Annotated in this window: 18 protein-coding genes; 3 read left to right on the plus strand and 15 right to left on the minus strand. The window is 57.4% G+C overall.

Features of this window, described 5'->3' with window-relative positions:
• The first annotated feature begins 272 nt into the window (after positions 1-272).
• Positions 273-773, plus strand: coding sequence for a GNAT family N-acetyltransferase (locus ACLHDD_RS14200; RefSeq protein ID WP_427105217.1), 501 nt, complete (start codon positions 273-275; stop codon positions 771-773).
• A gap of 86 nt (positions 774-859) precedes the next feature.
• Here ACLHDD_RS14200 and ggt read toward each other — a convergent pair whose 3' ends face one another.
• Positions 860-2,611 (minus strand): gamma-glutamyltransferase, encoded by a 1,752-nt coding sequence (gene ggt, locus ACLHDD_RS14205; protein WP_427104595.1) that lies wholly within the window; start codon positions 2,609-2,611, stop codon positions 860-862.
• A 196-nt stretch (positions 2,612-2,807) separates the two neighbouring features.
• On the opposite strand from ggt, the gene ACLHDD_RS14210 reads away from it, so the two are divergent.
• Positions 2,808-3,101, plus strand: coding sequence for a DUF2756 domain-containing protein (locus ACLHDD_RS14210; RefSeq protein WP_427104596.1), 294 nt, complete (start codon positions 2,808-2,810; stop codon positions 3,099-3,101).
• Here ACLHDD_RS14210 and ugpQ read toward each other — a convergent pair.
• The 10 genes from ugpQ to ACLHDD_RS14260 all read right to left on the minus strand — a co-directional run bounded on the left by ugpQ (position 3,098) and on the right by ACLHDD_RS14260 (position 13,270).
• A complete protein-coding gene (gene ugpQ, locus ACLHDD_RS14215; RefSeq protein WP_427104597.1) occupies positions 3,098-3,841 on the minus strand; it encodes a glycerophosphodiester phosphodiesterase in 744 nt (247 codons plus the stop codon). The genes ACLHDD_RS14210 and ugpQ overlap by 4 nt on opposite strands.
• On the minus strand, positions 3,838-4,911 hold the full coding sequence (locus tag ACLHDD_RS14220) for a sn-glycerol-3-phosphate import ATP-binding protein UgpC (RefSeq protein WP_427104598.1): 1,074 nt from the start codon (positions 4,909-4,911) through the stop codon (positions 3,838-3,840). The genes ugpQ and ACLHDD_RS14220 overlap by 4 nt, the downstream gene beginning before the upstream one ends.
• A gap of 1 nt (position 4,912) precedes the next feature.
• On the minus strand, positions 4,913-5,758 hold the full coding sequence (ugpE, locus tag ACLHDD_RS14225) for a sn-glycerol-3-phosphate ABC transporter permease UgpE (protein WP_427104599.1): 846 nt from the start codon (positions 5,756-5,758) through the stop codon (positions 4,913-4,915).
• Positions 5,755-6,642: a sn-glycerol-3-phosphate ABC transporter permease UgpA gene (gene ugpA / locus ACLHDD_RS14230; protein WP_427104600.1), complete on the minus strand. Its 888-nt coding sequence runs from the start codon at positions 6,640-6,642 to the stop codon at positions 5,755-5,757. Before ugpA ends, ugpE begins: the two co-directional genes overlap by 4 nt.
• Before the next feature lie 55 nt (positions 6,643-6,697).
• The gene (ugpB, locus tag ACLHDD_RS14235; protein ID WP_427104601.1) at positions 6,698-8,014 is read right to left on the minus strand and encodes a sn-glycerol-3-phosphate ABC transporter substrate-binding protein UgpB; all 1,317 of its coding nucleotides are present in this window, start codon (positions 8,012-8,014) and stop codon (positions 6,698-6,700) included.
• Positions 8,015-8,400: 386 nt separating this feature from the next.
• On the minus strand, positions 8,401-9,114 hold the full coding sequence (livF, locus tag ACLHDD_RS14240; protein WP_427104602.1) for a high-affinity branched-chain amino acid ABC transporter ATP-binding protein LivF: 714 nt from the start codon (positions 9,112-9,114) through the stop codon (positions 8,401-8,403).
• A gap of 1 nt (position 9,115) precedes the next feature.
• Positions 9,116-9,880, minus strand: a complete 765-nt coding sequence (gene livG, locus ACLHDD_RS14245) for a high-affinity branched-chain amino acid ABC transporter ATP-binding protein LivG (protein ID WP_427104603.1) — start codon at positions 9,878-9,880, stop codon at positions 9,116-9,118.
• Positions 9,877-11,148 carry a high-affinity branched-chain amino acid ABC transporter permease LivM gene (locus ACLHDD_RS14250; protein ID WP_427104604.1) on the minus strand — a complete coding sequence of 424 codons (1,272 nt, stop codon included), beginning with the start codon at positions 11,146-11,148 and terminating at the stop codon, positions 9,877-9,879. Before ACLHDD_RS14250 ends, livG begins: the two co-directional genes overlap by 4 nt.
• On the minus strand, positions 11,145-12,071 hold the full coding sequence (gene livH / locus ACLHDD_RS14255) for a high-affinity branched-chain amino acid ABC transporter permease LivH (RefSeq protein ID WP_427104605.1): 927 nt from the start codon (positions 12,069-12,071) through the stop codon (positions 11,145-11,147). The genes ACLHDD_RS14250 and livH overlap by 4 nt, the downstream gene beginning before the upstream one ends.
• Positions 12,072-12,142: 71 nt before the next feature.
• A complete protein-coding gene (locus ACLHDD_RS14260; RefSeq protein ID WP_427104606.1) occupies positions 12,143-13,270 on the minus strand; it encodes a branched-chain amino acid ABC transporter substrate-binding protein in 1,128 nt (375 codons plus the stop codon).
• A 400-nt stretch (positions 13,271-13,670) separates the two neighbouring features.
• Between ACLHDD_RS14260 and panM the strand changes: the two genes are divergently transcribed.
• Positions 13,671-14,066, plus strand: a complete 396-nt coding sequence (gene panM, locus ACLHDD_RS14265) for an aspartate 1-decarboxylase autocleavage activator PanM (RefSeq protein ID WP_427104607.1) — start codon at positions 13,671-13,673, stop codon at positions 14,064-14,066.
• Between the two features lie 95 nt (positions 14,067-14,161).
• On the opposite strand, the gene rpoH is transcribed toward panM, so the two are convergent.
• The 4 genes from rpoH to ftsY form a co-directional block, all read right to left on the minus strand.
• The gene (gene rpoH / locus ACLHDD_RS14270) at positions 14,162-15,019 is read right to left on the minus strand and encodes an RNA polymerase sigma factor RpoH (protein WP_010253314.1); all 858 of its coding nucleotides are present in this window, start codon (positions 15,017-15,019) and stop codon (positions 14,162-14,164) included.
• A gap of 242 nt (positions 15,020-15,261) precedes the next feature.
• Positions 15,262-16,245 carry a permease-like cell division protein FtsX gene (gene ftsX / locus ACLHDD_RS14275; protein WP_003852199.1) on the minus strand — a complete coding sequence of 328 codons (984 nt, stop codon included), beginning with the start codon at positions 16,243-16,245 and terminating at the stop codon, positions 15,262-15,264.
• Positions 16,235-16,903, minus strand: coding sequence for a cell division ATP-binding protein FtsE (ftsE, locus tag ACLHDD_RS14280; RefSeq protein WP_128086063.1), 669 nt, complete (start codon positions 16,901-16,903; stop codon positions 16,235-16,237). The genes ftsX and ftsE overlap by 11 nt, the downstream gene beginning before the upstream one ends.
• 5 nt (positions 16,904-16,908) lie before the next feature.
• Complete coding sequence (gene ftsY / locus ACLHDD_RS14285) at positions 16,909-18,501, minus strand: signal recognition particle-docking protein FtsY (RefSeq protein WP_427104608.1); 1,593 nt, start codon at positions 18,499-18,501, stop codon at positions 16,909-16,911.
• Positions 18,502-18,526: the final 25 nt, after the last annotated feature.

Raw genomic sequence — 18,526 nt, forward strand, 5'->3', positions numbered from 1 at the left:
CCTCTGTTCAAAATAGTTGAATAACGGACAGAGAGTGACTGAAAAGTACTGAAGAAGAGCAGGCAAAAAAAAGCCAGCACGCGGCTGGCTAAAAATACTGGAAGCAATGTGAGCAATGTCGTGCTTTCCCGGGCTGCCGTGCGACCTCCCGTGAATGCATGACAATAATAATCATTATCATTCTCGTCTGTAAAGCCTTTTGCGATAATTTTGCCTTGATTATCCGGCTGTTTTCCCTGATTTTTAAAAGGTTTTTACCGTCCAGAGGAGCGATTATGGAAATCACTGTCCGCCACGTTATGCCCGACGATGCCGCTGCGCTGCACCGGATCTATAGCCAGCCCGATACCCAGGCCAGCACGCTCCATCTTCCTTACTCGTCGCTTCAGATGTGGCAGAATCGTCTCGCCGCCCCGCAGCCCAACGCTCATCTGCTGGTCGCCTGTATCGGCGAGGAGGTCGTCGGACAGTGTGCGCTGCAGGTGGAAGAGCGTGCCAGACGTCGCCATGTTGCCTCTCTGGGAATGGGCGTAGATACGCGCTACCGGCAGCGTGGCGTGGGCACGACGCTGATGCGTGAAATGGTCGCGTTGTGCGACGACTGGCTACAGGTAGGTCGGATGGAGCTGACGGTGTTTGTCGATAATGCCCCGGCCATCGCCCTTTATCAGCGTTTTGGTTTTGAGATTGAGGGCACGGCGAAAGGCTTTGCGATGCGGCACGGCGCGTTGATTGATGCGCACTATATGGCACGGATTAAACCTGACGTATGACAGCAGCAGGGGCACGATTGTGCGCCTGCTGCTGATTAGCCCTGTCAGTGAATGTCTGAGTCCGGATTTGTCAGCCGTCCTGGTAATCAGTAACCGGCGCTTAAATCATCAACGCTGCGCGGATCAGAGGCGCCATACAGCATGCCGTCCGGCCCGATCATGATGCTCTGGGTGCTGCCCATCGACGGCAGCACCTTCACATGCTGACCTTTGTTCTCCAGCAGGCGCAGCGTGTCGGGACTGAAACCCTTCTCAACACGCAGCTGATCCGGCAGCCACTGATGATGGAAGCGCGGCGCATTGGTCGCTTCTGCCACGTTCATACCAAAATCGATGCTGTTAACCACCATCTGCAACACCGTGGTGATAATGCGGCTGCCGCCAGGGCTGCCGGTGACCAGCCAGGTTTTCCCGCCTTTGGCGACGATGGTTGGCGACATCGATGACAGCGGCCGTTTCGCCGGCTGCACGGCATTCGCTTCGCCGCCGACCAGCCCATAGACATTTGGCGTGCCCGGTTTGGCGGAGAAGTCATCCATCTCGTTGTTCATCAGGATGCCGCTGTTACCTGCCACAATTCCGCTGCCAAAATAGGTGTTAAGCGTGTAGGTGACCGCCACCGCATTACCCTGCTTATCCACCACCGAGAAATGGGTGGTCTGATTACTTTCATAAGGCTCCAGCTTGCCGGGTTTGATCTCGCTGGACGGACGCGCCTTCGCCACATCGATTTGCTGCGCCAGCGTTTTCGCATAGGCTTTGCTGGTCAGCGCCTGCCACGGCACTTTCACAAAATCGGGGTCGCCGAGGTATTCCGAGCGGTCGGCATAGGCATATTTTTCCGCTTCCGCCATTACCTGCATGGCGTCCGCGCTGCCAAAGCCCATCTTCGCCAGATCGAAGTTCTCCAGGATATTCAGGATCTGCACGATGTGGATGCCCCCGGATGAGGGCGGCGGCATGGAGAAGACTTCATAGCCCCGGTAGGTGCCGCTGACAGGTGTTCGTTCGACCGCACGGTAGGCCGCCAGATCCGCTTTGCTGATCAGGCCGCCATGCTGCGCCATCTCTCCGGCAATCTCATCGGCAATCTCCCCTTTGTAGAAGGCATCCGGCCCCTGACGGGCAATGAGCTGCAGGCTGTGCGCCAGGTTTTTCTGCACCAGCCGATCGCCCTTCTGCCACGGCGTACCGTCCGGCTTATAGAAGATTGCTTTGCTGTTGGGATGCGTAATCAGGACCTCTTTGCCGTAGGTTTTCAGGTCATCCGCCAGTGCGTCATTGACCGGAATGCCCTCGCGCGCCAGTTTGATCGCCGGTGCCAGCAGGGTGCTCAGCGGCAGCGTGCCATATTTCTGCGCGGCCAGCGCCAGTCCGGCGACGGTGCCGGGCGTGCCGGAAGCGAGATGCGAAGTGAGCGACAGTTTGCTGTCAGCATTACCCTGCTTGTCCAGGAACATATCGCGTGACGCATGTCCCGGGGCCATTTCACGGAAATCGATGGCGGTGGCGCGACCCGAGGCGGTGCGCAGCAACATGAACCCGCCGCCGCCCAGGTTGCCCGCCTGCGGATGGGTTACGGCCAGCGCAAAGCCCACGGCAACGGCGGCATCGACCGCATTGCCACCCTGACGCAGGATCTCCACGCCCACCTGGGTGGCCATGGCATCCACCGACGCGACCATGCCGTGCTGCGCCTTCACCGGATGAAACGTATCGCTGTCCACACCATAAGAAACCGGGGGGGCCTGCACGGGTGCGGCGTGCGCACCGGCTGCCACGGTCATGCTCATCACCAGCGACCAGCTGAGCTGACGCACCCTTTTCTGCATTTTCATCCTGCCACCATCCTGTGTTGTTATTTACAATTTTTTATCATTTATGCAAGTGCCTACAAATACAGCAAAATAACCGGGGTTAAGTCAAATCCGGAATACATCTGAATGTAAGGTCTGTGATATCGGGTAAACTTATGACTGCGATGCCGGTGTGCGGTCTTGCGCACGCGGAACGCGCGTTAAGAAAGGAGAGATGATGAAAAAGTGGATGATGGTTTTTGCCGCCCTGCTGCCTTTTGCCAGCCAGGCGACCACGCTGAACAGCACCAACGATCCGAACCGGCCGGGTTATAATCCCAGCCAGCAGCGAATGCAGTCGCAGATGCAAACCCAGCAGCAGCAGCAACAGCTGAAGCTGCGCCAGGATCAGCAGCGTCAGACGCAGGACATGCAGCGTAAAATGCAGGAACAGCGCGACAGTGCCCGGCAGCGGGTCATCGACACACAACCGGGTAATCAGACGCAGACGCAGAGCCCGAATCAGAACTAGCTGAAATCGGGGCCAATGATGTCGATTGCATCGGTACAGATGGCATCCACGCCCCATCTGAGCAACGTTCTGGCGCGATCCGGGCTGTTGACGGTGTAGACCAGAATTCTGAGGCCAGCGGCTTTGAGTCCGGCAACCCGCTCCTCAGTCAGCACATGGTGATTCAGGTGGATCGAGACGCACTCCAGCGCGGCAGTTTTCACCTGCCATTCCGGGTCCCAGCTGTGTGACAGCAGTCCGCGTGGCAGCTGCGGCTCGGCCTGCATCGCGGCTTCCAGCGCCTCATAAGAGAAGGAGGAGAGCAACGGAGGCGTCTGATCCTGCCACAGGATCGCGGCGGCCTGAGCAATGGCCCGCCCGGTTTCGGCATCGCTGCCGGTCGTGGGTTTGATTTCGATGTTCGCCATCATCTGATACTGGCGACAACGGGCCGCTACCGCATCCAGCCGCGCCAGCTTTTCACCCGAGAATGCTTTGCCAAACCAGCTGCCCGCATCAAGCTGAGACAGTTTCTCCCACGGCAGCTGCCCCGCTACGCCCCAGCCGTCGCTGGTGCGATCCAGCGTGTCATCATGCAGCAGGAAGATCTGCGCATCCGCCGAGAGTTTGGCATCAAATTCAATCATCTGATGACCATACTTCGCGCCGGTGTCGATCGCCGCCAGAGTATTTTCCGGTGCCAGTTTGCCGCCACCGCGATGGGCGACGATACGGGGATAAGGCCAGTGTTGTGTGCTCATTCCAGACGCTTTCCATGGGTTGAATCGAAGAAGTGTAACGCATCTGCCGGCAGATGCAGCCACAGCGTCGTGCCAGGCTGGGGCCGTTCACTGTGGGGTAAGCGTACCACCAGCGGCGTTTCACCAATGCGGCCATGCACCAGATTGTCGGCGCCCAGCATCTCCAGCGTTTCAACCCGCAGTGGCAACCCGCCCTGCTCGCGGCTGCTCTGACGGATATGTTCGGGCCGGATGCCCAGCACCACGGATCGGTTAGCCCACTTCGCTTTCATGTCGCTGAGCGGCAGCGCGTGTGAGGCGTCGAGATTAAAGCGCGAGCCGTCGCTGCTGAGCTGCCCTTTCAGCAGGTTCATGGCGGGCGCGCCGATAAACGAGGCCACAAACTGGCTGGCGGGACGTTCATACACCTCGGCCGGTGATCCTATCTGCTCCACGATGCCTTTGTTCATCACCATCACCCGCTGCGCCAGCGTCATTGCCTCAACCTGATCGTGCGTCACATAAAGACTGGTCGTCTGCAGGCGACGATGCAGCTGCTGCAGCTCCAGCCGCATCTGGACCCGCAGGCGGGCATCGAGATTAGAGAGCGGCTCATCGAACAGAAACACCGCCGGTTCGCGCACAATGGCGCGGCCCATCGCCACCCGCTGGCGCTGTCCGCCGGAGAGTTCGCGCGGCCGGCGCATCAGCAGATGATCCAGCTCCAGGCTGCGCGCCGCTTCCAGCACCCGCTGGCGGATCTGCGCGTTGCCCATACCGCGAATTTTAAGGCCATAGGCCATGTTCTGCTCTACGGTCATGTGGGGATAGAGCGCATAGTTCTGAAACACCATCGCGATGCCGCGATCTTTCGGCTCTTCCTGCGTTACGCGACGGTTGTCGATGTAGATATCCCCGGAACTGACGCGCTCCAGCCCGGCGACCATCCGCAGCAGCGTGGATTTACCACAGCCGGAGGGGCCGACCATCACCATGAATTCACCCTCATTGATGGTGACGTTCAGCGGCTGGATGACCTGATTCTTGCCATCGTAGGATTTGGTTACTGCCTGAAGGGTTACGCCTGCCATCTTATTTCTCACTCTCAACCAGGCCGCGCACAAAGGCACGCTGCATGACTAACACCACTATCAGCGGTGGGATCAGGGTTAATAACATTGCCGCCATCACTTCGTTCCACTGGGTCGGCGAACCGCTGGTGGAGATCATGCTTTTGATTCCCGCTACCGCCGTGCCCAGGCTGGCGTCATTGATGATCAGCAGCGGCCAGAGATACTGGTTCCAGCCGTAGATAAAGGTGATCACAAACAGCGCCGCCAGATTGGTTTTGGACAGCGGCAGAACGATGTCGATAAAGAAGCGCATGGCACTGGCACCGTCGATGCGCGCCGCCTCCACCAGCTCATCCGGTAACGACATAAAGAACTGGCGGAACAGGAAGGTGGCCGTGGCAGAAGCCATCAGCGGCAGGGTTAAGCCGCTGTAGCTGTCGAGCAGGTTGAGGTCAGCGATCACCTGCACGGTAGGGAAAATACGCACTTCGACCGGCAGCATCAGGGTCACGAAGATCAGCCAGAAAAAGAGCGTACGCAGCGGAAAACGGAACCAGACCAGCGCGAACGCAGACAGCATCGAGACGGTGATTTTGCCGAACGTGATCCCCAGCGCCATGATCATGCTGTTGAGCAGCATCAGGCCAAACGCCGGACCGTTGCCGTTGACGCCGTGGGTCCAGATGCGTGAGATGTTCTGCCACAGATGTGTACCGGGCACCAGCGTCATCGGCACCTGATAGACCGCCGCGTTATCCAGCGTGGCCGCCACAAAAGCGACATAGAGCGGAAACAGGATGGTGAGCACGCCCAGTACCAGCACGATGTGGCTGAAGAGATCCAGCCCGCGTCGATTCTCAATCATTGATATTGCACCTTACGTTCGACAAAGCGGAACTGGATCACCGTCAGCCCGATCACCAGCAGCATCAGCACCACTGACTGCGCCGCAGATGAGGAGAGATCCAGTCCGGTAAAGCCTTCGCGATAGATTTTGTAGATCAGCGTCGTGGTCGCCTGCACCGGTCCGCCGCCGGTTGCGGCATCGATCACCGGGAACGTGTCGAAGAAGGCGTAGATCAGGTTGACCACCAGCAGAAAGAAGCTGACCGGCGCGATCAGGGGCAGCGAGAGGTTGAAAAAGCGGCGTACCGGCCCCGCGCCGTCAATCGCGGCGGCTTCCACCAGCGATTTCGGGATCGACTGCAGGGCGGCAAAGAAAAACAGGAAGTTGTAGCTCATCTGCTGCCAGATCGACGCCAGCACAATCAGAAACATCGCCTGCCCACTGTTCTGCGCATAGTTCCAGTTGTAGCCGAGGTAGTTCAGCAGGTAGCTGAACAGGCCCAGCCCGGGATTAAACAGGAACATCCAGAGTACTGCCGCCACCACCGGCGCGACGGCGTAGGGCAGCAGCAGCAGCGTCTGATAGAGGCGGCGAAGGCGCACCACATAGTCCACCAGCGCCGCCAGCAGCAGAGACGAGAGCATACCGAACACCGTCACCATTCCGCTGAATTTCAGGGTGGTCCAGAAGGTGTCGAGATAATAGGGATCGGCAAACAACCGCCTGAAGTTTTCCAGTCCGACAAAGCGGCTGGAAATGCCAAAGGGATCGAGGCTTTGCAGCGAATACCACAGCGCCTCACCGGCGGGCCAGAGAAAGAAAATGGCGGTAATCAGCAGCTGCGGCAGCACCAGCAGATAGGGTAACAGGCTGGTGCGAAAGACCGGACGGGATGAAGACATGGCGTACCTGGCGTCAGAAAGCGCGGGCCAGCCCGGGCTGGCCCGCAAGGAGAGATTATTTCACCTGCTGTTCGAAGCGGCGCAGCAGTGCGTTGCCGCGCTTCACTGCGTTGTCCAGCGCGTTCTGCGGCGACTGTTTACCGGTCCAGACGCTTTCCAGCTCCTCGTCGATCACGGTACGGATCTGCGGCATGTTGCCCAGACGCATCCCTTTTGTGAACGGCAGCGGCGGCTTGTTCATCATCTGGCGGGTGGCGATATCCGCACCCGGATTTTTGTCGTAGAAGCCCTGCTGCTTCGTCAGCGCGTAGGCGGCGGTGGTAATCGGCAGGTAGCCGGTTTTCTGGTGCCACTCTGCGGCGATTTCCGGCTTAGCCAGGAACTGCATGAATTCGGCGACGCCTTTGTAGGTTGCCGCATCCTTGCCTTTCATTACCCACAGGCTGGCACCGCCGATCAGGGCGTTCTGCGGCGCCTCCGGCACGGTGTCGTCATACGGCATCATGCCCACGCCGAAGTTAAATTTTGCGTAATGGCGGATATCGGCCAGCGATCCTGAGGAGGCGGTCGTGATGCCGCAGTCACCGTTGTAGAACTTGGCGGTGGACTCATCCTTGCGGCCAAAGTAGGTGAAGTCCCCTTTTTTGTTCATCGCTTCCAGCAGTTCGATGTGGCGAACCTGCACCGGCTTGTTGAATTCCAGAACCGCATCCAGCCCGTCAAATCCGTTGTTTTTCGTCGCCACCGGCAGGGCATGCCAGGCGCTGAAGTTTTCAATCTGGATCCAGCCCTGCCAGCCACTGGCGTAGCCGCAGCTCATGCCCGACTTACGCAGTGCGGCGGCATCCGTCGCCAGCGCCTGCCAGGTTTTCGGCGGCTGGTCCGGGTCCAGGCCCGCTTTTTTAAAAGCGTCTTTGTTGTAATAGAGCACCGGCGTCGAGCTGTTGAACGGCTGAGAGATCAGCTGGCCTTTGCTGTCGCTGTAATATCCCGCCACGGTAGGCACGAACTGCTTCTCGTCGAAGGGGATGCCCGCATCTTTGAACACCTGATGCACCGGCACGATTGCCTGAGAAGCCATCATGGTTGCCGTGCCGACTTCATAGACCTGCAGCACCGCAGGCGCTTTACCGCTGCGCACTGCCGCAATCCCGGCGGCCAGACTCTGCTCGTAGTTACCTTTGTAGGTCGGAACGATTTTGTAATCGGGGTGGGTCTGATTAAATCGCTGTGCCAGCGAATCGACTTCTTTGCCTAACTCGCCTTCCATGGAGTGCCAGAAAGGGATCTCAGTAGCGGCAAGCGCCTGGCCGCTGATCGCCAGACCGAGCAGCGCGCTCATCAGGCTACGACGAAAGGTAACGACGGACATAAAGTTTTCCTGTGCAGGTAAATACGCGTGAAATCACGGATTTCTGGTTCGCGAAGTAACATGACACGGAAAAATGACGGATTAATAACAGGCAGATGACAGACGGATGACAGGCTTTATTGAGGAAAAGAGGACGCTGGCCGCGCGGCGGCAAAACGCCCACGCTGCCAGTTTTTAGTGACATAAATTGCAAAGCGACCGGAAGCTGAAAAGGCCTGACTGAGGTTTTAAATCACGCCCATCAGGCCATCCTCACCGTCACTCAGGGCCGTCGGCGGCGCAGGCAGTCCGGCACCGGGCGCACAGCATCCGGAGCGTACTGAAGTCCGTGAGGAATGCTGGCACTGCCCGGTGTCGAAATGGCAAGTAAGCCAGGCCTCTAAAGGTTAAGCGCCGAGGTACGCGCTGCGGACGGCTTCGTTGGACAGGAGTGCGGCACCGGTGTCTTCGAGCACCACATGCCCGTTCTCCAGCACATAACCCCGATCCGCCAGCTTCAGCGCCTGATTGGCATTCTGCTCGACCAGGAAGATGGTCATCCCCTCGCTGCGCAGCTGCTCAATGGTGTCGAAAATCTGCTGAATAATGATCGGTGCCAGCCCCAGCGATGGCTCATCCAGAAGCAGCAGGCGCGGCTGGCTCATCAGCGCACGGCCAATCGCCAGCATCTGCTGCTCACCGCCCGACATCGTACCGGCGCGCTGGATTTTACGCTCATCCAGACGCGGAAAGAGTTCATAGACACGCCGGATGCGTGTCAGATACTCCTGGCGGCTGGCAAAAAAGCCGCCCATCGCCAGGTTCTCTTCCACCGTCATGCGTGAAAAGACCCGGCGTCCTTCCGGCACGATGGCAATAGCCTCACGCATAATGCGCGACGTCTGCCAGTCGGTAATGGCTTTGCCATCAAAGGTGATGGTGCCCTGGGTCGCGCGCGGTTCGCCACATAGCGTCCCCAGCAGCGTGGTTTTCCCGGCGCCGTTGGCCCCGATCAGGGTGACGATCTCGCCCTGGTTGATTGAGAGGCTGACGTTATGCAGCGCCTGAATCTTGCCATAGTGCGCACTGACGTTTTCAATGGTTAACATTGTCTCTGCCATCTCAGGCCTCTCCTAAATAGGCACGAATGACATCCGGATGGTTACGAATTTCCTCCGGCGTGCCGTTAGCCAGTGGCGTTCCCTGATTCACCACGTAAATGCGGTCAGAAATACCCATCACCAGTTTCATATCATGTTCAATCAGCAGCACCGACACCTTGTGTTCGCCCCGCAGCTCCGCGATCAGCGCATCCAGTTCGTGCGTCTCTTTGGGGTTGAGGCCTGCGGCCGGTTCATCCAGCATCAGGATTGCCGGGCGTGTCACCATGCAGCGCGCAATCTCCAGCCTGCGCTGCTGACCATAGGCAAGGTTACCCGCCTGGCGGTTAGCCAGATCGAGCAGACCAACCCGCTCCAGCCAGGTTGCAGCACGATCCAGCGCTTCACTCTCAGTGCGGCGAAACGCCGGGGTTTTCAGCAGGCCGGAGAACACGCCGCTCTTCAGATGCTGATGCTGTGCGACCAGCAGATTTTCAATAACCGTCATCTCACGGAACAGACGTACATGCTGGAAGGTGCGTACGATGCCCATTTGCGCAATCTTCTGGCCCGGCAGACCTTCCAGATGCTGATCGCGCAGTTTAATACTGCCACCGGTCGGCTTGTAAAAGCCGGTCAGGCAGTTAAATACGGTGGTTTTACCGGCCCCGTTTGGCCCAATCAGCGACACGATCTCCTGCGGACGCAGCTCCAGCGCCACATTGTTTACGGCTAACAGACCGCCGAAGCGCATCATCAGGCCTTCAACGGCTAATAAAGGCTTCATGCCTGCTCTCCTTTTTTACCGGTTCTGAGTTTCAGATGTGGACGTTTCATCGGCAACAGTCCCTGGGGACGCCAGATCATCATCAGCACCATCAGGCCTCCCAGCACCAGCATGCTGTACTCATTCAGATCGCGCATCAGTTCACGTGATACCACCAGCAGAATGGCCGCCAGGATTACCGCAAACTGAGAACCCATGCCGCCCAGAACCACAATGGCCAGCACAAAGGCGGATTCGACAAAGGTAAAGGATTCCGGACTGACAAAGCCCTGACGCGCCGCAAACAGCGTACCCGCAAAACCGGCAAAAGCGGCACTGATGGTAAAAGCGGTCAGTTTGATACGGGTCGGACTCAGACCCAGCGAACGACAGGCAATCTCATCCTCGCGCAGCGCTTCCCAGGCGCGGCCCAGCGGCATCCGCAGCAGCCGGTTGATCACAAACAGCGTCAGGGCTACCAGCAGCAGTGCCACCAGATAGAGGAAAATCACGCGGTCACTGGGGTCATATTTCAGGCCAAAGAATTCATGAAAGGTGCTCCAGCCCCCCTCAGAGACTTTGCGGCCAAACTCCAGGCCAAACAGTGATGGCTTAGGGATCTGCGCAATGCCGTTAGGCCCGCCGGTAATCGCCGTATTGTTCAGCAGCAGAATACGCACAATCTCACCGAAGCCGAGCGTCACGATCGCCAGATAGTCTCCGCGCAGACGCAACACCGGAAAACCGAGCAGCAACCCGAACAGCGCCGAGACGATACCTGCCAGCGGCAGGCACTCCCAAAAGCCGAGGCCAAAATAGTGGTTCAGCAGCGCGAAGGTGTAGGCACCGATGGCGTAGAAACCGCCATAGCCGAGCACCAGCAGTCCTGAAAGGCCGACCACGACGTTTAATCCCAGACCAAGCATGACATAGATCAGCGTCAGCGTGGCGATATCCACCGCGCCGCGCGAAACGAAAAAGGGCCAGGCGACGGCCACGATGATGAGCGCCAGCATAAAAATCTTCTGCTTCGGCGTGGAGCCGTCGATACCCGGCAGTACCAGCGCCGGGCCGGACACTTTTTTCAGACCGCGCTGCCAGAACGGGCGTAACAGCTGAAACAGGAAGACCACGCCGCAGCCGACAAAGATCCAGTTCCAGCGCACTTCGCCTGCACTCTGCACCACCAGGCGGGTGCCGTCGAGACCCAGGCGCAGCCCCATAAAGAAGCTGGCCAGTACCAGCAGCATAACGGCAGAGAGCAGCGCATTGATGAAGGAGGATTTCATACTTTTTCCACCTCCGGACGACCCAGAATCCCGGTCGGCATCACCAGCAATACTCCAATCAGCAGCGCAAAGGAGACCACATCTTTATATTCCGTACTGAGATAGGCGGAGGTCAGCGCTTCAGCAATGCCGAGCACCAGGCCACCAATCATCGCGCCGGGAATGCTGCCAATCCCGCCCAGCACGGCGGCGGTGAACGCCTTCATACCGGCCATAAAGCCGATAAAGGGATTGATCGAACCGTAGAACTGACCCAGCAACACGCCAGCGACGGCAGCCATTGCCGCCCCGATGACAAAGGTCAGCGAGATCACACGGTCAGTATTGATGCCCAGCAGGCTGGCCATTTTCAGATCTTCTGCGCAGGCGCGACAGGCGCGGCCCATGCGGGAATAGCGGATAAAGGTGGTCAGAGCCAGCATCGCCAGGAAGGTCACGATCCAGATCACCACCTGCATGGTGGAGATGGTGGCGGCAAAGCCGTTGCTCTCGCCCACCGTCCACTGTCCGGTGATCAGCCCCGGCAGCGCCAGATCCCGTGAGCCCTGCGTCAGGCTGACGTAGTTCTGCAGGAAGATCGACATACCGATAGCGGAGATGAGTGCAATCAGACGCTTTGAGGATCGCACCGGTTTATAGGCGACGCGCTCAATGCTCCAGCCATAGGCGCTGGAGATCAGGATCGCCATGACGAAGCCCGCGGCAATCATCAGCCAGCCCGTGTCGATACCCATCATCATCAGGGCGGCAATCACAATAAAGGAGACATAGCTGCCGATCATATAGACTTCGCCGTGAGCGAAGTTGATCATGCCGATAATGCCGTAAACCATGGTGTAACCAATGGCGATCAGCGCGTAGGTGCTGCCCAGGGTAACCCCGTTAAGCATCTGCTGAATGAAATAAAGAAACTGCTCGGACATAGTGAAGACCTGCATGAGAACGGGAAAATCCCCTGCCGACGCGACAGGGGATTGCTCTGCTGATAAAACGCTTACTTAACTGCGGTAGAAGAACCGTCTTTGTGCCATTTAAATACGCCGAACTCGAAGCCCTTCAGATCGCCTTTCTGATCCCAGCTCAGGTTACCCATCACTGTCGGTACTGGCGCACCGCTCTTCAGGTTTTTCGCAATGGCTTCCGGCTCATCGCTCTTACTGCGTTCGATGCCCGCCACCAGCGACTGAATAGCCGCATAGGTCGTCCAGACAAACGGGCCGGTCGGATCTTTGCGGTTCTGTGCGCTGTTGGTTTTAATCGCGTCAACAATCGCCTTATTCTCTGGCAGCTGGTCATAGCGCTTCGGCAGCGTTACGTAGATGCCTTCTGAAGCATCGCCTGCAATGTTGGAGAGTGAGGCGTTGCCCACGCCTTCAGGCCCCATAAAGCCCGCCTTCAGGCCAGCCGCTTTCGCCTGGCGCAGAATCTGGCCCATTTCCGGGTAGTAGCCACCGTAGTAAACAAAGTCGACGTTCTCTTTTTTCAGGCGCGCAATCAGCGTAGAGAAATCTTTATCACCGGCAGTGATACCTTCAAACAGCACGACGTTACCGCCTTTCTCTTTCAGGGTTTTCTGTACCGATTCCGCCAGACCCTGGCCATACTGCTGCTTGTCATGCACCACCGCGATACGCTTAGGCTTAATCTGGTCGAGAATATAGTTTGCCGCAGTCGGACCCTGATCAGAGTCCAGACCGGTGGTGCGCATAATGGTTTCATAACCGCGTGCGGTCAGCTCCGGTGCCGTGGCCGCCGGCGTGATCATCAGTACGCCTTCATCGTTATAAATGTCAGACGCTGGCTGAGTAGAAGAAGAGCAAAGATGGCCAATAACATATTTAATGCCGTCGTTAACCACCTTGTTTGCCACCGCCACGGCTTGTTTCGGATCGCAGGCATCGTCATATTCCACGCCTGCTAGTTTGTTGCCGTTTACGCCGCCTTTCGCGTTGATGTCCTTGATGGCCTGGGCGGCACCTGTGAACTGCATGTCGCCATACTGCGCGACCGGCCCCGTAACAGCGCCAACGATAGCAATTTTGATATCAGCAGCCAGAGCAGCGTGGCTCATTGCCAGCGCAACGCAACCCGCCAGTAATGCGCGGCCTTTACTCATTTTCATGCGGACTTCCCCATCTTGTTGTGTCTGTGATTTGTGGTTTGCAATGCCTGCCGGATAAAGCCGAAAAATGATGTTTATGAATGATTTAGCGCGCTTTTCCGGTATTTTTGGATAATAAGGCTTTATTTTTCAGTTTATTAAACAGGAATTTTCTTCTTTAAATCAACTGACACATTGGGAAACAGCCCACTAAAGCAGCATAATCATCTGGTTGTTATGCAGGCATTTCAGTCGATTCTCCAGCGCGTTATGCTGGCATTTGCGTCGCTTATTGTTCTTTATCTCCTCAATCCTGGCATCCAGACCCGCTTTTGACCTGTTTTTAACTTAAAAAAGTGACGGCGCTCTGACTGTATAAATTCGCTACACTACGCCCTTTCGACCAGTACAGGTGTTTGTTATGAAACTCACTATTCAGCGCGTGACTATGCTGACCGCACAGGATCGCATCGATCTCAGTAAAGTCTGGCCGGATCTGGACATGGAAAAACTGGAACAGCGTCTGGATGAGCGACATCGTCTTTATGCTGCGCGCTTTAACGATCGCCTGCTGGCTGGTCTGCAGCTGGAAATCTCCGGCACGCACGGCAGAATTCACCGGCTGACAGTCCGCGATGTTACCCGGCGTCGTGGCGTCGGTCAGTATCTGCTGGAGGAAACCATCAGGCAAAACGGTTCCATCGCAGACTGGTGGATTGCCGATGATGGCAGTGACGATCAGCAGGTGCGGGCGGCCTTTATGCAGGCGTGCGGTTTTCGGGCGCAGAGTGATGGCTGGATATGGAGAGCAGAGTAAGCGTCTGACGCTGAATGAAAAAGAGAGAACAGACCGGCGGATGGAGAAACAAAAAGGGCGACATCTTGTGTCGCCCTTTATAGTGTTCACATGCGTTACGCTTCGATCGCCATTCGCAATTTTTTCATGGCGTTCTTTTCGAGCTGCCGCACACGTTCGGCGGAAACGCCATACTGGTCGGCCAGTTCCTGCAGCGTAGTTTTGTTATCTTCGTCCAGCCAGCGGGCGCGAATGATATGCTGACTACGCTCATCCAGACCTTCCATCGCATAACTCAGCTTGTCAGCCGCGTGCGCATCCCAGTTGTCCTCTTCAATGCCATCAGCAAAGTCAGAGGTTTTATCCTGCAGATAAAGCACCGGTGCCATTGAACGACCTTCACTGCTCTCATCATCGGCAGACATATCAAAGGTCATATCCTGAGCGGCCATGCGCGACTCCATTTCGCGCACGTCTTTACTGCTGACGCCCAGTTCGCGGGCCACCATCTCGACTTCATCCTGGTTAAACCAGCCCAGACGCTGCTTAGTTTTACGCAGGTTAAAGAAGAGCTTACGCTGTGCTTTGGTGGTCGCGACTTTCACGATACGCCAGTTACGCAGCACATATTCGTGGATCTCAGCTTTAATCCAGTGCACAGCAAAAGAAACCAGACGTACGCCCACTTCAGGATTGAAGCGACGGACCGCTTTCATCAGGCCGATATTACCTTCCTGCACCAGGTCCGCCTGTGGCAGGCCATAGCCGGAGTAGTTACGAGCGATATGAACTACAAAGCGTAGGTGAGACAGGATCAGCGTCTTGGCTGCATCCAGATCGCCCTGGTAATGCAGCCGTTCAGCCAGCGCTTTTTCCTCTTCAGCCGAGAGCATCGGCCAGGTATTCGCCGCCCGGACGTAAGACTCCAGGTTGCCAAGAGGAGCAATAGCTAAAGTTTGCATTTCTTTGGTCATTCAAACCCTCACAAATTCAGTGGAATTGCCGCACATTTCCTTGCGCAGACGATACAGTAAGTCAACGTCGCGCGAAATCCGAAAGCAATCTGTGCTACTTAGAGTGGCAAAGTTATCCACAAGTTCAATTTTACCGGTGAATATTTTACACACAGACGACAGGAAGGGAAGAGGGGGAAGCGATCCTCTGCACACTTCGTCGGTAGCAGAGGACCATTATAACAAAAAAATGTTGCAGTCGTTTACTGCGGCGTAAATCGGCGTAAATGTTGGACTGTTGCCAGCCAGGCCGCGACCCAGCCGATGATGGCCGCAATCAGCAGCAGCAGCAGCGCCTCATCCCACGAGAAGCCTTCCAGCGAGAAGGTGGTGCCAAAGACGGTCGCCACGCTGGCGACAACCGACTGCAGTCGCAGCACCAGCACTTCCGACAGCAGCAGCGACAGCACCGCGCCGCTGAAGCCCAGCAGCGCCCCGCCGTAGAGGAACGGACGCAGGATAAAGCCGTCGGTCGCGCCGATCAGCTTCTGCACGTTGATAGTGTCACGCCGGGCAAAAATGCTGAGCCGGACACTGTTACCAATCACCAGGAACACCGCCACGATCATCAGCACGCCAATCATGGAGGCGATCTGCCCGACTAGCCCGGTCAGCGCCGCCAGGCGGGCAAACCAGCTATCGTCCATGCGCACTTCATCCACGCCCTGCACTTTAGTGACCCGATCGCGCAGGCTCTGCATGGTGTCTGAATTCTGGAAATTCAGTTTCGGCGTAATGATGGCAACTGCGGGCAGCGGATTCTGCTCCAGCATATCCATCGCGCCGCCAAAGCCTGACCAGTTGCGGAACTCGTTCAGCGCCTCTTCCCGCGTCAGGTAGTTGACGTTATCCACCCCTTCGACCTGCTTAAGCTGCGCCACCACGTTTTCTGCCGCCGTGTCATCCAGCGTTTTAGAGAGGTAGACGGTTAACTGCGGGGCCGGATACCACTGGGTAGCCGCCTGGCTGACGTTCTTCCAGACCATATAGCAGACGCTGGGCAGCGTCAGGGAGATAGCGATGACCATCACCGTCAGCAGGGTCGCCAGCGGCTGACGCCACATGTCTGACAGCGTGCCGCGCAGCGCATAACGCCACTGCTCCTGCCAGCCGCCCTTCAGCGCTTTACTCTTCGACGGCTGCTTCGCTTTCGGCGCAGCCGGGCGTTTAATGCGTTTATTGACCATCGTGGCCTCCGTGCAGACGTCCCTGATTCAGCGTCATCATCCGATAGTTGCGCCGGGCAATCAGGCCGCTGTCATGCGTCGCCATCAGAACGGTGACGCCGACGCGGTTAAACTCTTCGAACAGGCGCAGAATATCTTCGGAGAGCGCGTCATCGAGGTTACCGGTCGGTTCATCGGCCAGCAGCACGGCCGGCTTGTTCACCACCGCACGGGCGATGCCCACACGCTGCTGTTCACCACCAGAGAGCTGAATCGGAAAACTTTTCGCTTTGTCGAGCAGCCCGACTTTATCGAGTGCCGCCGAGACGCGACGGCGGATATCTTCGCCGCTGGCGCCAGAGATAATCAGCGGGATCGCCACATTGTCATAGACCGAACGATCCATCAGCAGATGGTGATCCTGAAAAATCATACCAATCTGACGACGCAGGAACGGCACCTCGCTGTTGCGCAGGCGGGAAATGTCATGGCCGCTGAACCAGATTTTTCCGGCACTCGGGCGCTCAATGCCACAAATCAGCTTCAGCAAGGTACTTTTACCGGCACCAGAATGGCCGGTCAGAAACGCCATTTCGCCAGGGCGCAGATGAAAATCGACCCCCTGCAGCGCCTGACGCCCGCCGAGATATGCCTTACTGACCTCTTCAAAGCGAATCATCCTAATTAGTCCTCTCGGGCAAACAGTGCCTCAATAAAATCGTCCGCCTTAAACGGTCGTAAATCTTCAATGCCTTCTCCGACGCCGATGTAGCGAATCGGGATACCGAATTGATCGGCCACCGAGAAGATCACGCCGCCTTTGGCGGTGCCGTCCAGCTTGGTGAGCGCAATCCCGGTCAGGCCGACCGCTTCGTTAAAGAGTCGGGCCTGGCTGACCGCATTTTGTCCGGTGCTGGCATCCAGCGTCAGCATCACTTCGTGCGGGGCTGATTCATCCAGCTTTTTCATCACGCGGGTGATTTTTTTCAGCTCTTCCATCAGGTGCGATTTGTTCTGCAGACGACCCGCAGTATCGGCAATCAGCACATCAACGCCGCGCGATTTGGCAGCCTGAATGGCATCGAAGATCACCGATGCCGAATCTGCGCCAGTGTGCTGTGCAATCACCGGAATGTTGTTGCGCTGGCCCCATACCTGCAGCTGCTCAACCGCCGCTGCTCGGAAGGTATCACCCGCCGCTAACATCACCGACTTCCCTTCAGCCTGATACTGGCGCGCCAGCTTACCGATAGTCGTGGTTTTACCGACGCCGTTGACGCCCACCATCAGGATGACAAACGGCGTTTTGCCTGAGACATCCAGCGGCGCATCAACTTTCGCCAGAATGGAGGCCATCTCCGCCTTCAGCAGGCCATACAGGGCTTCTGCATCACGCAGCTGCTTGCGATTTGCCTGCTGGGTCAGATGGGCAATGATGCGGCGCGTCGTTTCTACTCCAACATCGGCAATCAGCAGCTGCTCTTCCAGCTCGTCAAACAGGTCATCATCAATCTTTTTGCCACGGAACAGGCTGACAAAACCGGAACCCAGGTTCTGACGGGTTTTTACCAGACTGCGCTTCAGACGGGCGAAGAAGCCCTCTTTGCCCGGACGCTCCTGCTCCTGCGCAATGAGTGGCACGGCAGCCAGTGGAAGGTCGCTGACGGTATCCGCTGACGCCTCTTCGGGTGCCACCTGCGTGGACTCGATGTCATCCAGCGCCAGCGCGGTCAGCTCCTCTTCAGACAGCGGCGCCTCTTCTGTGTGATGCGGGGTTTCCACGACCTCTGTGTCGCCCGGCACCAGCGTGGCCAGCTTGTCTTCAGACAGCGGCGCCGCTTCTGCGTGATGCGGGGTCTCCACGACCTCTGCGTCGCCCAGCGCCAGCGCGGTCAGCTCGTCTTCGCTTAACGGTGCGTCTGCCGGTTCTTCATCGGCGACGGGGGTAATCACGTCGTCGGCGTCGATAACCGGCGGCGCATCATGTTCAGGGGCGGCTTCAACCGGCTCAGCCGCATCCGGTAACTCAGGTGCCGCTTCATAAGGCGCGGCAGCAGTGACGTCCGCCTCACGCTGCTGATCAGCCACCGTTTCGGTGATAGCAACTGTCTCTTCCGCCTGCGCTTCAGCCTGGCGGAGTGCCGGATCTTCCTGTTCTGTCTGCTGCGGAGCGGGTTCCGCGACCGTCGGGGTCTGCTCTTCCGCTACAGGTTGTTTCTCTTCCTCTTTGCCAAATCCCAGCCAGGAAAAAAAGCCACGTTTTTTCTCTTTTGCCATTGTGTGACGACACTCCTCGATGGCC

It is taken from the genome of Pantoea sp. NSTU24, from assembly GCF_050157905.1.
Classification (GTDB): domain Bacteria; phylum Pseudomonadota; class Gammaproteobacteria; order Enterobacterales; family Enterobacteriaceae; genus Pantoea.

Coding starts and splice junctions, on each gene's coding strand:
- ggt (WP_427104595.1), bottom strand. CDS start 2,611: ATGAAAATGCAGAAAAGGGTGCGTCAGCTCAGCTGGTCGCTGGTGATG.
- ACLHDD_RS14210 (WP_427104596.1), top strand. CDS start 2,808: ATGAAAAAGTGGATGATGGTTTTTGCCGCCCTGCTGCCTTTTGCCAGC.
- ugpQ (WP_427104597.1), bottom strand. CDS start 3,841: ATGAGCACACAACACTGGCCTTATCCCCGTATCGTCGCCCATCGCGGT.
- ACLHDD_RS14220 (WP_427104598.1), bottom strand. CDS start 4,911: ATGGCAGGCGTAACCCTTCAGGCAGTAACCAAATCCTACGATGGCAAG.
- ugpE (WP_427104599.1), bottom strand. CDS start 5,758: ATGATTGAGAATCGACGCGGGCTGGATCTCTTCAGCCACATCGTGCTG.
- ugpA (WP_427104600.1), bottom strand. CDS start 6,642: ATGTCTTCATCCCGTCCGGTCTTTCGCACCAGCCTGTTACCCTATCTG.
- ugpB (WP_427104601.1), bottom strand. CDS start 8,014: ATGTCCGTCGTTACCTTTCGTCGTAGCCTGATGAGCGCGCTGCTCGGT.
- livF (WP_427104602.1), bottom strand. CDS start 9,114: ATGGCAGAGACAATGTTAACCATTGAAAACGTCAGTGCGCACTATGGC.
- livG (WP_427104603.1), bottom strand. CDS start 9,880: ATGAAGCCTTTATTAGCCGTTGAAGGCCTGATGATGCGCTTCGGCGGT.
- ACLHDD_RS14250 (WP_427104604.1), bottom strand. CDS start 11,148: ATGAAATCCTCCTTCATCAATGCGCTGCTCTCTGCCGTTATGCTGCTG.
- livH (WP_427104605.1), bottom strand. CDS start 12,071: ATGTCCGAGCAGTTTCTTTATTTCATTCAGCAGATGCTTAACGGGGTT.
- ACLHDD_RS14260 (WP_427104606.1), bottom strand. CDS start 13,270: ATGAAAATGAGTAAAGGCCGCGCATTACTGGCGGGTTGCGTTGCGCTG.
- panM (WP_427104607.1), top strand. CDS start 13,671: ATGAAACTCACTATTCAGCGCGTGACTATGCTGACCGCACAGGATCGC.
- rpoH (WP_010253314.1), bottom strand. CDS start 15,019: ATGACCAAAGAAATGCAAACTTTAGCTATTGCTCCTCTTGGCAACCTG.
- ftsX (WP_003852199.1), bottom strand. CDS start 16,245: ATGGTCAATAAACGCATTAAACGCCCGGCTGCGCCGAAAGCGAAGCAG.
- ftsE (WP_128086063.1), bottom strand. CDS start 16,903: ATGATTCGCTTTGAAGAGGTCAGTAAGGCATATCTCGGCGGGCGTCAG.
- ftsY (WP_427104608.1), bottom strand. CDS start 18,501: ATGGCAAAAGAGAAAAAACGTGGCTTTTTTTCCTGGCTGGGATTTGGC.